Genomic DNA, 15,836 nt, shown 5'->3' with positions numbered 1-15,836 from the left:
ATCAGACTCCTTGCTCAAGTGCAGTCAGGGCTGTGTCCCACTCATCAGCATCAACACGGATGAAGTGGGTTTTCTCCCGGCTTTCAAGAAACGGCACACCTTTTCCCATTCGGGTATCGCAGATGATGACGCGCGGCTGAGGTTCAGGCCAGCTGCGGGCTGCGTCAAAGGCATGCTGCAAAGCAGCAATATCATTGCCATCAACGCGCTGGGTATACCAGCCAAAAGCCTGCCAGCGCTCCACTATCGGTTCGAACGCGAGAATCTCGCTGCTGTGACCGTCAGCCTGCTGGTTGTTGACGTCTATAATGGCGATCAGGTTATCAAGCTGCCAGTGTGAGGCTGACATGGCCGCTTCCCACGTTGAGCCTTCATTCAGCTCGCCATCAGAAAGCAGGTTATAGATTCGCGCCTGTGAGCCTTTCTGCTTCAGTCCCAGACAGGCACCCACGGCTATTCCTAATCCATGACCTAATGAACCGCCGGTGATCTCCATGCCCGGGGTATAGGCGGCCATGCCGGACATGGGCAGGCGGCTCTCATCGGTGCCATAGGTTTCCCGTTCTTCTTCTGGTATGACGCCCGCTTCCAGTAGCGCGGCGTAAAGCGCGATGGCGTAGTGCCCAATCGACAGGTAGAAACGATCGCGATCTTCCCACTCAGGCTGATCGGCGCGGTAATTCATGGCGTGAAAATAGCTGACAGCGAGTAAATCGGCTGCACCCAGTGCCTGACCGATATAGCCCTGTCCCTGTATCTGCCCCATTAACAAAGCATGACGGCGAATATTCCTGGCACGCTGCGGCAATGAAAGCGTGTGTGAACGGTGACGAGGGTCAGTCATATAACCTCCTGATTAACGATTAACATCCGCAGCCCGAATGCGCAGTACGCATAGCGCACCACCCAGCAGAACGGCAGCAATAAAATACATTCCCGACGCGGGGGAGCCGGTTGCGGTGGTGATTGAGCCAATCAGCCACGGCGAGAAAAAACCGGCCAGATTGGCAATGCAGTTCACCGCAGCGATGCCTGCGGCAGCAGAGACGCCACCCAGCAGGTTGGTCGGCAGCATCCAGAACAGTGATGAAGCGGAAAGAATGCCCGCAGCGGCAATACAGAGGGCAAACAGTGACAGGGAGACGTTATGGCTGAGTAGCGTCGCCAGCGTCAGTCCGGAGAGGCCGATCAGCATCGGAACAATCAGGTGCCAGCGACGTTCACGATGACGATCGCCACTGCGTCCGGCCAGTAGCATAAAGATAATGGCGCACAGGTACGGCAGACTGGTCAGTAATCCGATATGCAGAGGTTCACTGACGCCTGAATTTCTTACCAGCGTCGGTAGCCAGAACGTTAACGCATACTGTCCCATCACCACGCAAAAGTAGATCAGCGCCAGCAGCCACAGGCGACGATCAGCAACAAAGGCTTTCACCGTGCCATGACAGGCTTTCTGCTGATTGTCTTCGTCGAGATCGGCACGCACCCGGCGCTTCTCATCCTCATCCAGCCACTCTGCCTGCTCCACCCGATCCTTCAGAACCAGCAGCACTACGAATCCCATAACAAGGGTAGGGATAGCCTCCAGCATAAACATCCATTGCCAGCCCGCCCATCCGTGAAAGCCTGCGAAGGTCGCCATAATCCAGCCAGAGAGCGGGCCGCCAATCATTCCGGAAAGTGGAATCGCGACAAACCAGAGAACTGTCATGCGAGCGCGACGGTGAGAGGGAAACCAGTAGGTCAGATAGAGCAGTAAACCGGGTGCAAGTCCGGCCTCTGCCACACCAAGCAGAAAGCGCAGCAGGTAGAACTGCCATGCGGTTTCAACAAAGGCGAAAAGGGCCGAGATAACACCCCAGGTAATCATAATGCGGGCAATCCAGCGGCGTGCACCGACCCGATGCAGGATCAGGTTGCTCGGCACTTCAAAGAAGAAGTAACCGAGGAAAAAGATCCCGGCACCCAGCCCGTACACCGTTTCGCTGAGTGACAAATCATCCATCATCTGTAATTTCGCGAAGCCAACGTTTACACGATCAAGATAGGCACAGAGGTAACAGAGCATCAGCCAGGGCATCAGCCGCCAGGCAATTTTGCGATAGGTGATATCGCGCGCAGCAGAGGCTGCGCTCAGATTAAGCGTGGTCATGGTATTCACTCCCGAAGTTAGCCCGCAAGGCGTGCGGGCAGGGCAGGGCGCTATTTAATGGATCAGCATGCCGCCATTCACATCCAGCGTGATGCCGGTGAGATAACCGGAGAGATCGCTGGCGAGGAACAGCGCCGCGTTAGCGACGTCGCTGGCGGTTCCGAGGCGGCCAAGAGGTATGCCGTCGAGAATGGCATGGCGGCGTTCATCCTGTAACAGGCCACCGGTGATATCGGTCTGGATAAGACCGGGCGTCAGGGCATTGATACGAATCTGGTCCGGGCCGAATTCGCGCGCCATGGCTTTTGTCAGGCCAAGCACGCCTGCTTTCGCCGCACTGTAGTGCGGGCCGCCGAAAATGCCGCCGCCACGCTGAGCCGATACGGAAGACAGACAGACAATGCTGCCGCTTTTTTGCCGCTGCATCGTCGGGATAACCGCCTGAGACATCAGCAGCGTACCGCGCAGATTGACATCAAGAATGCGGTTGTAATCTTCGATGCCGATTTCCAGTGTTTTAACCGGCTGAGTGATCCCGGCATTGTTGACCAGCACGTCAATACGGCCGTAGTGCTCAAGTACCTGATCGATAGCACGATGAATAGAAAGAGGATCGGTGACATCGGTGGCCAGGCCGAGATGCCCGTCGCCACACGACAGCGCGCTGGCCTGAGCTGCCTGCAGATCTAAATCAAGCACCACCACGCGCGCGCCATGCTGAGCAAAGCAGGCCGCTGTGGCTCGTCCAATGCCGCGCTGAGATGCGGCACCAGTAATAATCACAACTTTATTTTCAAGTAACATTGTCCACTCCAGAAGAATAATTATTAGTGGTTCGGTATCGCTACCGGCAGGGTCACGATCAGAATTGATAAAGCGCCTAATATTGGCAATGCAGAAAAATTCATTTGATGCTGAATGAATTTGTTGATTTGATGCAGTTAACAAATCTGCGATTTAAAAATGGGCACACATCACATAATTTCTGTGTGGAGAGGCGGATGGAAAAGCAGTCGGAGCACTTACCTTCAATTAAATCACTGCGCGTTTTTGAACAGGTGGCCCATTTTGGTAATGTCGCGCGGGCGGCTGAGGAATTAAGTATTACGCCATCCGCAGCCAGTCATCAGCTGGCCAAACTGGAGCGGGAACTGGGCTGTATTCTGTTTAATCGTTCGGCAAAAGGCGTAACGCTCACGCTGTCGGGGGAACATTACCTCAGGGAGATCGGCCCGATACTGCTGTGCCTGGCGCAGGCCACGGCGCGCATCAGTAACGAGAAAGCACGCAGTAACCTCAGGATCCACTGCGCACCCAGCTTCGGTCTGCTCTGGCTGTTGCCGCGTATCCATAAATTTCGCGACAGCTATCCAGAGTTTCAGCTTACGCTCTCCTGCTCTTATGAAAATCTCTCCTTCAGCCGCGACAATATTGATATAGCAATACGTCACGGCTTCCCGGACTGGAACGCATTTGAGATTAAAACTATCCGCCACGAAAAAATGTCGGTGCTGGCCTCGCCAGACTATCTGAAACAGCATCCTGTCAGTCAGGCCGCGGATTTAATCCATCACGCGCTGATATTATCGGAGTCGCCGCTTATTCAATGGCCGCAGTGGTTTGCGGCGCAGCAATTACCTCAGCCGGATAAAGAGTGGTTATTTCGTTTTGACCGCTCTTATATGAGTCTTGAAGCGGCAATGTTAGGCCACGGTCTTATTTTTGAAAGCGAATTGCTGGCGGAGGATTATCTTCGCAGCGGGAAACTGGTCAGGGTATTGACTGAGCAGCATAGCCTGCCTGTCAGCGCGCACCATCTGGTCTTTCCGCGTGGATTTGCCCAGTACCCCCGAGTTGCACATTTCCTGAGCTGGATACAGGAAGAACTCAGAACGTTAATATAATGTTAAAATAACTTCCATCGCGTCACTATGACGCGGGTTTATTTCTGCTGGTAATTATTCACTCCATAAAAGTCGCATTGCCAAAGCTAACTTTTAAATACCGTCTACACTTCTTTACCCAATCGGTAAATATGTTCCCTTTCTATTCCGTATGAAATTTAATCAAACGGATGTTTAACTTATTAATGGCAGGAATATTATGAGTACAAATACACCAGACGCTGGGGAAGCGGGCGATCACGCGCCTGCGGATACGGTACGCCAGCGCATTTTTTTAGTGGTGCTGGTTGCCACTATGGGCGCGCTGGCTTTTGGCTATGACACCGGGATTATCTCGGGTGCATTACCTTACATGACTTCGCCACCCGATCAGGGTGGTTTGGGACTGAACTCATTCACGGAAGGGCTCGTCGCCTCTTCGCTGGTGTTTGGTGCCGCTATCGGCTCTTTCCTCAGTGGCTTCTTCTCGGACCGTTTTGGCCGTCGCATTACCCTTCGCACCCTGGCGGTCATTTTTGTACTGGGTTCCCTTGGTACGGCACTGGCGCCTTCCGTCAATGTGATGGTGGCCATGCGCTTCCTGCTGGGAATTGCTGTCGGCGGTGGCTCTTCAACCGTACCGGTGTTCATTGCCGAAATTGCCGGGCCACGTCTGCGTGCGCCGCTGGTGAGCCGCAATGAGCTGATGATCGTTACCGGCCAGCTCATTGCCTATGTCGCCAGTACGCTACTGAGCTATCTGCTGCATGATGAGCACCTGTGGCGCTACATGCTGGCGATTGCGATGGTGCCCGGTTTCCTGCTGTTTATCGGCACCTTCTTCGTTCCGGCTTCACCACACTGGCTGGTGGCGGAAGGGCGTCTGAAAGAGGCGAAGAAGATTCTTAAGTATCTGCGTGAAACACCGCGTGAGGTGCGTCATGAGATGGCACAGATGAAGAAGCAGGCGAGGGCAGCGGAACGCGGGCCGGATGCGAAAACCCTGATTCGTGAGAAGTGGGTTATCCGCCTGATGATTATTGGTGTCGGACTCGGCTTTGTTGCGCAGTTTACCGGCGTTAATGGCTTCATGTATTACACGCCGATCATCCTTAAACAGACCGGACTTGGCACCAGCGCGTCGATTGCCGCGACCATTGGTAACGGCGTGGTGTCTGTTCTGGCGACCTTTGTCGGTATCTGGGCGATCAGCCGCTTCCCGCGTCGTACTATGCTCATCACCGGTTTATGTCTGGTGATTACCGCACAGATTCTGCTGGGCAGCGTGATGACCTTTATGAGCTCAGGCCTGATGCAGAGCTACCTCGCTCTTGGCTGTATTCTGCTATTCCTGTTCTGTATGCAGATGTGCATCTCACCGGTCTACTGGCTGATGATGTCAGAGCTGTTCCCGATGCAGCTGCGTGGCGTTTTAACCGGTGGCGCTGTCTCACTACAGTGGATTTTCAATGCTGTGGTCGCGTTCGGTTTTCCACCGATCATGGCGTATGCCGGCAGCACGACCTTCTTTATCTTTGCTGCGATTAACGTCGGCTCGCTGATCTTCGTGATGACGATGGTGCCCGAGACGCGGGGCAAAAGTCTGGAAGAGATTGAGTCACACATGAAAGAAAAGTTTGGTGAAAAGCCCAAGGAGGCTGAAGCCTGCTAACGTCCCTACCGGATTCGGCCCGCCGGCTGAATCCGGTTTCTCTCACTTCTCTGCCCCCTTGCGTCGTATCCCTTTCTGTCAGTTAAGCCGTTTCGTTCACTGTAATCAGCTCGATTTTGCGGGAAGGTTTCCGGCCATGCCTGGCGATTTCAGGCTGAAATCGCCAGAATCCGGCGTTACCCTCATATGCCGCTGACGGTTGAAACCGCCGTTTAAGCGAAGCATGACCGCTGACAAAGATTGGAGCTGGCTCTGCGCTATACTCACTTTTCATCTGCTCCGCATGCTGACCGGGATGCACCATGAATATATCAAACTCTGTGGCAGTGGCTGCTGCACTGCTGATTGCCACGCCACTGCATGCTGAAAATGCGCCGGTTTCATCCTGGTGGAATGATTTCACTGACGATGTTGCACAAACCTGGAACGCGCCTCAGCACACCGATCTCTATCTGCCGTTTATTAGCTGGCACGCCCGCTTTATGTATGACAAAGAAAAAACCGATAACTATAACGAGAATCCCTGGGGCGGCGGTCTGGGTGTTTCCCGCTACAGCGACAGCGGCAACTGGAGTGCGCTTTATGCGATGGCGTTTAAAGATTCGCACAATGAGTGGCAGCCCATTGTCGGTTATGGCTGGGAGAAGGGATGGTATCCGGGCTCTGGTCAGGATTTCCGGCTTGGTGCCGGATTAACAGCGGGTATCACCGCGCGTGAAGACTTTGGCAACTATATTCCGCTGCCGATTATATTGCCGCTGTTCTCTGCCGGTTATAAAGCGGTGAATGTCCAGTTCACTTACATCCCCGGCACTTACAATAATGGCAACGTGCTGTTCGCGTGGTTTCGCTATGCCTTTTAATTTTTCAGGAAAGGATTTATGACCCGGAAGTTGAAAACTGTTGCGCGCAGACTCTGGCATTCAACGCTTGTTGTGGGTTTAGTATTACTGCTGCTACTGATCATTCGCATCTATGAGGCGGAACGTGGCCCGGAATTACATCGCTGGCACACCTGGATTCCGCATGAGCTGACAGTTGAACAGCTCGATAAAGCGGGTTACACCGATTATCTTAATGCTGAAAATCATCTTTTTTATGAGATGAAGCAGCAGGTCACTGACAAACTGGATGCGGATGAGAAAACCCCGCTCAACCGATATTTTTCCGGCAGTCTGATCTATCCGGGTCATTTTGCACAGGACTGGAACCGTTCCTATATTCTGCTTCCGGCGGGCACGCCGCTTGGTGCAGTCGTTTTACTGCATGGTCTGACCGACAGTCCTTACAGCCTGCGTCATATCGCAGAAATCTATCGCCAGCAGGGTTATGTGGCTGTAGCAATCAGGTTACCGGGTCACGGCACAGTACCTGCGGGCCTGACTGATGTGGACTGGCAGGACTGGATGGCGGCTACACGCTTAGCGGTGCGCGAAGCAACCCGTCTGGCGGGCACCCGGACGCCGCTGCATCTGGTAGGATTCTCTAACGGCGGGGCGCTGGCGGTAAAATATGCGCTCGACAGCCTGGGCGACGCCACGTTGCGTCGTCCGCAGCAGCTGATTCTGTTATCACCGATGATCGGTGTCACTCGTTTTGCGCGGTTTGCCGGGCTTGCGGGACTGCCCTCTGTTTTCCCGGCCTTCTCGAAAACAGCCTGGCTGAATATCGTGCCGGAGTTTAATCCGTTTAAATACAACTCTTTTCCGGTGCACGCTGCCCGGCAGACCTATCTGCTGACGCAGGCGCTACAGAAAGAGATCCAGCACTACACGCGTAATCAGCAATTGTCCGGGTTCCCGCCAGTACTGACTTTTCAGTCGGTCATGGACTCTACCGTCAGCACGCCGTCAGTGATTCGCTCGTTATACAATTATCTGCCAGAAAACGGCAGTGAGCTGGTGTTGTTCGATATCAATCAGGCTGTCAGCGTCAGCCCGTTATTCCGTCACTCCTCATACACGGCAGTGAATCAGCTCTTACCCGCTGCCCGTCGGCATTATTCTTCCACGGTGATCACCAATGCTGCCGCCACGTCGCTGGAAATGGTGACCAAAAGCGTGCCTGCCGGTGAGATTAAGGAGCGAATCCAGCCACTGGCCATCAACTATCCGGCCGGGCTTTACTCGCTGTCGCATGTGGCGATCCCGTTCCCGGCTGAGGATGGTCTCTACGGCAGTGCACCTGCGAAGAAGAATGAATTTGGTATCAGTTTTGGTACGTTGTCACTGCGAGGCGAGAGTGCGGTGCTGATTGTGGGGCTGGACTCGATTATGCGCGCGACCTCTAACCCGTTTTATCCTTACATGATTAACAGAATCGATCACCACATCGGTTGCAGTGACAAGCCGCAACTGGCGACCTGCCTCAGCAGTTTCTAAATCAACCAGGCCCGCATGATGCGGGCCTGGGTTTATATCGCGTTCAGCTTTTCCATTACCTCATCCGACAGGTGCAGGCTGCCACTGGCCAGATTCTCTTTGAGGTGTTCCGGTGAGGACGTGCCGGGAATCAACAGAATATTGGGCGAGCGCCTCAGCAGCCAAGCCAGCGCCACCTGCATCGGCGTCACATTCAGGGACGCAGCAACGTCATTAAGCTGATCCGACTGTAATGGCGAAAAGCCGCCCAGCGGGAAAAACGGCACGTAAGCGATGCCCTGCTGCGCCAGCTGATCCACCAGCTCATCATCCTGTCGATGCGCCAGGTTATACATATTCTGCACGCAGACAATGGGTGTCATCGCCTGGGCTTCAGCGATCTGCGTGGCGGTGACGTTGCTCAGGCCAATATGCCGAATCAGCCCGCGCGCCTGTAATGTCAGCAGCGCCTCCAGCTGGGGTGCCAGAGAGCCCTCTTTCGGCTTCGCCGGATGTAGCATACTGCGCAGGTTCACCACTTCAATCACGTCCAGCCCCAGATTGCGCAGGTTATCTTCCACCGCCTGAGTCAGCGCTTCAGGTTCCATCGCCGCCAGCCAGCCGCCTTTAGCATCGCGGCGGGCACCCACCTTGGTCACAATTGTCAGATCCTGTGGATAGGGATGGAGCGCCTTTTTGATTAACTGATTGGTTTCGTGCGGGCCATAAAAGTCGCTGGTGTCGATATGATTGACGCCTGCCGCGATGGCGTCGCGCAAAACCTGAATTGCCCGGGCTTTATCTTTTACCGGCCCGAATACGCCTGGCCCGGCCAGCTGCATTGCGCCGTAGCCGAGGCGGTTAACTTCACGATCGCCTAACGGATAAGTCATGGTGATATCTGACATGAAAACCTCCTGCGTAAATGTAGATTAATTGTAACGGTGATTCAGCTGTGCAACTATCCGGTGAAATCAGGACAAACTGTACGGGGTGATGCACAATGGCGATCGATATGGCGCTGCTGGATGCTATCGTGGCAGTGGCGAAAGCGGGAGGATTCCGGGAAGCCGCGCGTATTACAGGCAGCAACGCGTCACGCCTGAGCGATGCGGTGCGGCGGGCAGAACAGCAACTGGGTATCCGACTGTTTCACCGGACGACACGCACGGTAGTACTGACTGAAGCGGGCAGGGCGCTGATGGAACGTCTGTTGCCCGCCATGAATGAAGTTAATGCCGCGCTGGATGCGGTTAATCGCTATCGCAACACGCCAGGCGGCACGCTGCGGCTGAATGTTCCGGTCAGTACCACCCGGCTGGTATTGCCCGGGCTGGTGCCGGAATTTCTGCGGCGCTATCCTGATATCCGGCTGGAAATCGTGGCTGAGAGCAGCGTGCAGGATGTCTTTCGTGACGGCTGCGACGCCGGAATTCGCTATGATGAGCGGCTGGAGCAGGATATGGTGGCGATGCCCATTGGCCCCCGGCAGCAGCGGTTCGCGCTGGCCGCGTCTCCGGCTTATCTTGCGGAACATGGCCGACCCGATCACCCGCGCGATCTGATCCATCATCGCTGTCTGCGTGGCCGTTATGCCAGCGGCATCATGGCTGACTGGACATTCAGCTGCGACGGAGAAGAGATCAGCGTTGAAACCGGCGGGCCGCTGGTAGTGACCGTCGGCGGGGCAATGGATCTGGCTGTAGATGCTGCGATTGCCGGAAGCGGGGTGATCTATCTGTTTGATGAGTGGCTCAGACCGGCCCTGGACAGTGGCAAACTGGAACCGCTGCTGCAACCCTGGTGGCTGACCTTTTCCGGCCCGTGGCTTTACTACAACGATCGCCGTCTGATTCCGGCTCCGCTTCAGGCGTTTATCGATTTTGTGCGCGAAATAAATGCGCGCGAAAAACCTGTCAGCTATACCAGCTGAATCCCTGCGGCACCCGTGAAAAACCGGCGTGTCGCAATGCGTTAAGCAGCGGTGACTGCGACACCGCTTCACCATCTACCGTCTCCAGAGTAAAACTCGCGGGCTTTTCACGTTTCAGCGCCACGCCCAGCGCCGCGACTGCGGTCTCAAGCTGTTCAGGGTCATCGCTGAACGTCAGCAACTCTTTTCCTCCCGGTGTCAGAAAGAGCATCAGCGCGCCGCCTGCGATCACGACCCGCGCACCCTGGCGACGCGTGGGGCGTATACCGCTGGCATGAACTGGCCAGCTCAGCATCGCGCCAAACGGATTCGCGGGATCGAGTGCAGCCAGCGTCACTGCCTCAGTGGCATCGGTTGGCGCTTCGGCCAGCGCCCGCAGCTGCTCAATGGTCTGATGGTCAGCAAACTGGGCACCGCCGGACCCGGCGACAAACTGTCCGCGCAGCAGTCGCCCGGCATCTTCCATGCTGCGCAGTACGGGCTGTAACGCCGGAAATCCACCGGGGATCTGCTCTGAAACTGCACTGCCTCGCGTAATCACCCCATAACGATCGAGCAGATTTTCTGCCAGCGAAAGAGCCAGTTGGGCAGGCACAATCTCCTGCCGGTTAATCTGTGACCAGCGCCCGGCCAGCGTGTTGACCGCTGGACGGCGTGCGGGCAATGCGCCAGGCGTAAAGCGCTGTCCAAAGCGGGTGCGCAGAGTGCGTGCCGGACGTGAACGGGTCACGCCTGGCGTGCTCAGCAGCCCACGTACCGCAATCCAGCTATCTGCCGTGACATAGCCCCGCCACACCAGTTGCCACAGGGCGTCATGGATGTTGGTGGGTTGTGCCTCCGGCTGCTCCATTTGCGCCATAATCTCATGAACAAACCACGCGCCGCCGCGGCTCAGTGCATCTAGTGTCGCCTGCTGGATCGGCGTAAGAGGGGTGGCGTCAGCCTCCGGCAGCGTCTCAGCGGCGAATTCTGCCAGGTGAAGCGAGATCAGACCATCATTCTGTCCCAGCGCTTTATGTCCGCACCAGATCACCTCGCCACTGGCTAACAATTCATCGAGCATTGCAGGCTGATAGTCGGCTATTCTGGCGCGCAGGATTTGTGACTCCCACAGCGAGGCGGGTAACGGCACGCCCGCCAGTTGCTCTATCACCCGCACCAGCCCGCTGACACCCTGATGCGCGTGGTTAAGCAGGCCGTGCCGCGCCAGCAGCAGGCTGACCCAGGCGGCGGGTGAAACCGGCCGGGTTGCTTCGCGCGCTGATTGCAGTGAACGTAAGCGCAAGCGTTTGAAGATCTCTGAGGAAACCCACTCCGTTTCCGATGTGCCCGCTGCCGCACCTGTGTTCAGCAGGCTGCCCTGTTGATACAGGGATAGCAGCACCGCATTCACGACAGCCACGCCCAGACCGAAATGGGTCGCCAGCTGTCGGGCGGTGAATAGCGTATGGGTGCGGACGTAGCGGTTCACCAGATCGCGTAGTGGATCGGTCTGCGGCTCCAGAAATGTGTCGGGCAGATCGTCAGGCAGCTCAGTGCCCAGCGCATCGCGGAGGCGAGACGCATCTTCAACAACTGCCCAGCGATCTTCGCCCGCGAGCTTCACCGGAATTATTCGCCGGGCATGAGAAAATAACGCGACGGCTTCTGCGATTTGCGAGTCATTGCCACTGAACCGCGCCGAAATACCGGCAACGGAGAGCGGGCCGAGGTCACGCAGCAGATCGATGATGCCTTCGGTGTGTTGTGCCTGATAGCGGGAATCAATGCGCTGCAGTTCCTGGCCGACCTGCTCAACCACGTCAGGTGCCAGCAAATCACGCTTGCTGGTCTGGCCGAGCAGTTCACCCAGCAGATTGCTGTCGAGGGCCAGCAGTGAGGCACGTCGTTCAGCCTGTGGGGCATCGCTGGCGTAGATAAATTCTGCGATATAGCCAAACAACAGCGAGGCGGCGAAAGGCGAGGGCTGTTCGGTCGTCACCTCGACCGGCTTTACGTTTCCCTGTGCCAGCTGTTCCATCAGCTGGTGCAGAGCAGGAAGATCGTAGACATCCTGCAGGCATTCGCGTGCGGTTTCGATCAGGATGGGGAAATCATCATACTGCCGGGCGACGTCCAGCAACTGACCGGCGCGCAGCCGCTGCTGCCAGAGTGGTGAGCGCTTACCTGGATTGCGCCTCGGCAGCAGCAGCGCGCGTGAGGCACACTCCCGGAAGCGGGCGGCGAACAGTGCCGATTGCCCGACACTCTCCGTAACGTCCTGAGTGAGCTGGTCGGCGTCGAACATAAACAGGTCAGCGCCGGGCAGATGCCCTTCGCTGGCGGGAAAGCGGGCTACGATGCCGTCATCGCTGGCTGCGACGGAAGCATCAATCCCCATGCGGTGCTGGATCCGGGCAGAAATCGCCAGCGCCCAGGGCGCATTAACCCGTTTTCCCCACGGCGAGTGCAGGATCACCCGCCAGTCACCAGTTTCGTCCCGGCAGCGTTCAATCAGCAATGTGCGATCGTCCGGTAGTACGCCAGTCGCGACACGCTGTTCAGCCAGTAAAGCCAGCAGATTTGTCACGGCATGGGTATCCAGCCCCAACGCGTGCAGCTGTTGTTGCGCATCATCCGGTGAAGCACTGTTCAGGTTACGCAGAAACAGCCCGAGGCTGGCACCTGAATCGGCAGAACGGCCAACGCCCTCACCGCGCCAGAAGGGCAGACGAGCCGGACGGCCTGGCGCGGGCACCACCAGCACCTGATCGTGCGTGATCTGCTGAATGCGCCACGACGTTGCACCCAGAGTAATGATGTCGTTGACCCGCGATTCATAGACCATCTCTTCATCCAGTTCGCCGACCCGACGAGAGCCCGCCTGCTCTTCGCCTTCGGGCAGGATGACGCTGAACATGCCGCGATCGGGAATGGTGCCACCGCTGGTCACGGCCAGATTCTGAGCGCCGGGTCGCGCCGTCAGCAGTCCGCTCTGGCGATCCCATACCAGCTGTGGCCGCAGCTGAGCAAAATCATCTGACGGAAACTTACCCGCCAGCATATCAAGTGTGGCATCAAACAGCCGACGCGAGAGAGTGCGGAATGGATCGGCCCGGCAGACCTGTGCATACCAGTCGTCAGCCTGCAGAGGATCCATTGCCACGGCGGCCAGCGTCTGCTGCGCCAGAATATCGAGCGGGTTACGGGGCGGAGCCAGCGCATCGAGGTGACCCGCCCGCATCGACTGTAATATCACGGCCGAATCCAGCAGATCGCGCCGGGTGCGGGGATACAGGATGCCAGTGGAGATGCCGCCGACCTGATGTCCGGCGCGACCCACACGCTGCAGGGCGCTGGCGACTGACAGCGGAGCGCCCACCTGGATCACCAGATCCACCGGCCCCATATCAATGCCCAGTTCCAGACTGGAGGTCGCCACCACGCAGCGCAGACTGCCCTGCTTCAGGGCAGCTTCGATCTCACCGCGCTGTTCTTTCGAAACGGAACCGTGGTGGGAGCGGGCAATCAGATCGTCGGCGCGCTCTTCATCCTGATTTTCAGCAGGGATCTGCTGCGCCAGATAACGCGCATTGAGCCGCGCCGTCAGCTTTTCTGCCAGACCACGCGAATTCACAAACACCAACGTGGCGCGATGGGCCATTACCTGCTGCAGAATGCGCGCCTCGATATGTGGCCAGATCGATCCGCTTGCAGTGCTCGCTTCACCAGTCAGGTCATCGGCGCTGGCAATATCGGTCATATCCTCAACCGGCACTTCGATCGTCAGGTGCAGTGTGCGATCGGCGGCCGGATTTACCACCTGAACCGGCTGACAGCCGCCGAGAAAGGCCGCTACCCGTTCAACCGGTCGCACCGTGGCGGAAAGCCCGATGCGCTGGGCGGGCTGTGGCAGCAGCGCATCCAGCCGCTCCAGGCTCAGCGCCAGCTGGGAACCGCGCTTTGAACCCGCCACCGCATGCACCTCATCGACAATCACCGTGGTGATGCCCTGAAGCGTGGTGCGTGCTTTGGAGGTCAGCATCAGAAACAGCGATTCAGGCGTAGTAATCAGGATATCGGGCGGACGACGCAACAACCTGGCGCGCTCTGCGGTGGGGGTATCGCCGGAGCGCATGCCGATATTCAGCGCGATCTCAGGTTCATTCAGCACCTGCCGTTCGGCGTAGACGCCTGCCAGCGGCAGACTCAGGTTGCGCTGCACGTCGGCTGCCAGCGCTTTGATGGGGGAAATATAGAGAATGCGGGTGGTCGTTTCGCGTGTGGGAGCAGGCTGGTCAGTTCTGACCTGAAACAGCGTGTCGATGGCGGTGAGAAAGGCCGCCAGCGTTTTCCCGGAACCGGTAGGCGCAATCACCAGCGCATGCTCTCCGCTGGCAATAGCCTGCCAGGCCGCCTTTTGCACCGGCGTCGGTGCAGCAAAGGCGGCAGAAAACCAGCGTCGGGTGGCGGGTGAAAACCGGGATAGGACCGTATCAGATTGGGATTTCGACATCATACTCACGGCATCACGCAGAGATTGCGCCTGAAATTAATCCGTTGAGTGTAAGTGAAAATTGCCGTTTATGGATGACGCGGCCGATCTCTGGCCGCGTCAGCGGAGTTTAAGAGCAGGCCGTGCCGGCTAACGCGCGACCTCTGACCGCCAGGAGTGACACCAGCGCCAGCACAATAAGGGTCATGCCATAGAACCAGGCGGTCTGGGTCAGCCCGATATGGGGTGCGGCAATACCAGCCGCAATCGCGGGCAGGGCAAAGGCGAGATAGCTTTTGATCAAAAAGGCGGAGAACAACCCGGCGCGCTCATGACTCTCCGCTAACGGCATGATGATCTTCAGCACGCTGGAGAAAATCGATCCAAACCCCTGACCCGCAATGGCGGTGCCGAGATAGAGCAGGGCCACGCTGTGCATAGAAAGGCCTGTCAGTGTGACGCTGACACCCGCCATCAGCATCAGCGTACCAATAACCAACGCCCGCGCGGGCGGCAACGGACGAAAGAGTAATACGGCTGCCGTTGCACTAAGCATCAGCGTTGCCACAATCGAGCCGGCGATAAACGGCGACGTCAGGCCGGTTGCATTTGCCACCATCGTGGGCATCAGTGACAGATAAAATCCGCCCAGCATCCATGTTGCGATGTTTACCGGCGTCACCTTCAGCAACGGGCCCAGTGCGCGTCGCGGAATGCTCACCTGAGGCCGCAGCGCGGCCAGTACACCCGGCTGAGGTGCAATCGTTTCAGGTATCAGGGGCAGAAGCGCCATCGCGACTATCATCAGCACCATCAGCAGTGCGTAAATCGTGACTGTAGGAAACGGCGCAAAGCTGACCAGAAAGCCACCTGTCAGCGTGCCAAGCGTCATCCCGAGAAACGCGGTGAACGAATTCAGCAGGGGTCCACGCGTTTTACTGGCGTCAATCAGGCTGGCACCGAAGGTCGGCAGTGCAATACCCGTAGCAAAGCCCTGTACCAGTCGGGCGGCAATCAAGGTCGAAGCCGAACTGGCCACCATAAAGATTACCAGCGCGACCACGTTAATCGCCAGGGCCAGCAGCATCAGCGGACGTCGGCCGGTATAGTCCGACACTTTACCCACCGTCAGCAGCGCGGCCAGCAACGCGAAAGCATAGGCACCAAAGATCAGCGTCAGCATGGTCGGCGTCAGATGAAACAGGCTGTGATAGAGCGGGTAGAGCGGCGTTGGCGCGCTGCTGGTGGCTGAGATCAGAGCCGCACCGGTAAAGCTAAAAAGCGTGGTGCGGGTAGCCGCCTGCGGTGTCAGGGTAGGGTTCATGGGAGTCACCTTAATGCAAAGGATTAGCTTTTAAT

General features: G+C 57.1%; 11 protein-coding genes. 5 read left to right on the top strand and 6 right to left on the bottom strand.

Annotation, left to right across the window (positions count from 1 at the left end; all coding sequences use genetic code 11):
• Nucleotide 1: 1 nt before the first annotated feature.
• The 3 genes from IBT54_RS02005 to IBT54_RS01995 are packed head-to-tail and all read right to left on the bottom strand — an operon-like array spanning nt 2 to nt 2,959.
• Nucleotides 2–844: a transketolase gene (locus tag IBT54_RS02005; protein ID WP_201251448.1), complete on the bottom strand. Its 843-nt coding sequence runs from the start codon at nt 842–844 to the stop codon at nt 2–4.
• Nucleotides 845–856: 12 nt separating this feature from the next.
• Nucleotides 857–2,155 (bottom strand): MFS transporter, encoded by a 1,299-nt coding sequence (locus IBT54_RS02000; RefSeq protein ID WP_147788999.1) that lies wholly within the window; start codon nt 2,153–2,155, stop codon nt 857–859.
• A gap of 54 nt (nt 2,156–2,209) precedes the next feature.
• Nucleotides 2,210–2,959, bottom strand: coding sequence for an SDR family NAD(P)-dependent oxidoreductase (locus IBT54_RS01995; protein ID WP_095707955.1), 750 nt, complete (start codon nt 2,957–2,959; stop codon nt 2,210–2,212).
• Nucleotides 2,960–3,156: 197 nt separating this feature from the next.
• On the opposite strand from IBT54_RS01995, the gene IBT54_RS01990 reads away from it, so the two are divergent.
• From IBT54_RS01990 to IBT54_RS01975, 4 genes are all read left to right on the top strand, one after another.
• Entirely contained in the window at nt 3,157–4,059 is a 903-nt protein-coding gene (locus tag IBT54_RS01990; RefSeq protein ID WP_013196493.1) for a LysR substrate-binding domain-containing protein, read from the top strand.
• Between the two features lie 199 nt (nt 4,060–4,258).
• Complete coding sequence (locus IBT54_RS01985; protein ID WP_013196492.1) at nt 4,259–5,710, top strand: sugar porter family MFS transporter; 1,452 nt, start codon at nt 4,259–4,261, stop codon at nt 5,708–5,710.
• A gap of 302 nt (nt 5,711–6,012) precedes the next feature.
• Nucleotides 6,013–6,573, top strand: a complete 561-nt coding sequence (gene pagP / locus IBT54_RS01980; RefSeq protein WP_013196491.1) for a lipid IV(A) palmitoyltransferase PagP — start codon at nt 6,013–6,015, stop codon at nt 6,571–6,573.
• A gap of 18 nt (nt 6,574–6,591) precedes the next feature.
• Nucleotides 6,592–8,091: a carboxylesterase gene (locus IBT54_RS01975; RefSeq protein WP_201251447.1), complete on the top strand. Its 1,500-nt coding sequence runs from the start codon at nt 6,592–6,594 to the stop codon at nt 8,089–8,091.
• A 32-nt stretch (nt 8,092–8,123) separates the two neighbouring features.
• Here IBT54_RS01975 and IBT54_RS01970 read toward each other — a convergent pair whose 3' ends face one another.
• Nucleotides 8,124–8,978 carry an aldo/keto reductase family oxidoreductase gene (locus IBT54_RS01970; RefSeq protein WP_201251446.1) on the bottom strand — a complete coding sequence of 285 codons (855 nt, stop codon included), beginning with the start codon at nt 8,976–8,978 and terminating at the stop codon, nt 8,124–8,126.
• A gap of 95 nt (nt 8,979–9,073) precedes the next feature.
• Between IBT54_RS01970 and IBT54_RS01965 the strand changes: the two genes are divergently transcribed.
• Nucleotides 9,074–10,003: a LysR family transcriptional regulator gene (locus tag IBT54_RS01965; protein WP_201251445.1), complete on the top strand. Its 930-nt coding sequence runs from the start codon at nt 9,074–9,076 to the stop codon at nt 10,001–10,003.
• On the opposite strand, the gene IBT54_RS01960 is transcribed toward IBT54_RS01965, so the two are convergent.
• Nucleotides 9,987–14,501 carry an ATP-dependent helicase gene (locus tag IBT54_RS01960; RefSeq protein ID WP_201251444.1) on the bottom strand — a complete coding sequence of 1,505 codons (4,515 nt, stop codon included), beginning with the start codon at nt 14,499–14,501 and terminating at the stop codon, nt 9,987–9,989. The genes IBT54_RS01965 and IBT54_RS01960 overlap by 17 nt on opposite strands.
• A 106-nt stretch (nt 14,502–14,607) precedes the next feature.
• Nucleotides 14,608–15,801, bottom strand: coding sequence for an MFS transporter (locus tag IBT54_RS01955; protein ID WP_201251443.1), 1,194 nt, complete (start codon nt 15,799–15,801; stop codon nt 14,608–14,610).
• Between the last annotated feature and the right edge of the window lie 35 nt (nt 15,802–15,836).

This window comes from Pantoea sp. S62 (assembly GCF_016658625.1).
GTDB classification, from domain to species: Bacteria; Pseudomonadota; Gammaproteobacteria; order Enterobacterales; family Enterobacteriaceae; genus Pantoea; species Pantoea vagans.
Note: the sequence above shows the minus strand (reverse complement) of the source record. Positions and strands in the feature narration are given on the sequence as shown.

Coding starts and splice junctions, on each gene's coding strand:
- IBT54_RS02005 (WP_201251448.1), bottom strand. CDS start 844: ATGACTGACCCTCGTCACCGTTCACACACGCTTTCATTGCCGCAGCGT.
- IBT54_RS02000 (WP_147788999.1), bottom strand. CDS start 2,155: ATGACCACGCTTAATCTGAGCGCAGCCTCTGCTGCGCGCGATATCACC.
- IBT54_RS01995 (WP_095707955.1), bottom strand. CDS start 2,959: ATGTTACTTGAAAATAAAGTTGTGATTATTACTGGTGCCGCATCTCAG.
- IBT54_RS01990 (WP_013196493.1), top strand. CDS start 3,157: ATGGAAAAGCAGTCGGAGCACTTACCTTCAATTAAATCACTGCGCGTT.
- IBT54_RS01985 (WP_013196492.1), top strand. CDS start 4,259: ATGAGTACAAATACACCAGACGCTGGGGAAGCGGGCGATCACGCGCCT.
- pagP (WP_013196491.1), top strand. CDS start 6,013: ATGAATATATCAAACTCTGTGGCAGTGGCTGCTGCACTGCTGATTGCC.
- IBT54_RS01975 (WP_201251447.1), top strand. CDS start 6,592: ATGACCCGGAAGTTGAAAACTGTTGCGCGCAGACTCTGGCATTCAACG.
- IBT54_RS01970 (WP_201251446.1), bottom strand. CDS start 8,978: ATGTCAGATATCACCATGACTTATCCGTTAGGCGATCGTGAAGTTAAC.
- IBT54_RS01965 (WP_201251445.1), top strand. CDS start 9,074: ATGGCGATCGATATGGCGCTGCTGGATGCTATCGTGGCAGTGGCGAAA.
- IBT54_RS01960 (WP_201251444.1), bottom strand. CDS start 14,501: ATGATGTCGAAATCCCAATCTGATACGGTCCTATCCCGGTTTTCACCC.
- IBT54_RS01955 (WP_201251443.1), bottom strand. CDS start 15,801: ATGAACCCTACCCTGACACCGCAGGCGGCTACCCGCACCACGCTTTTT.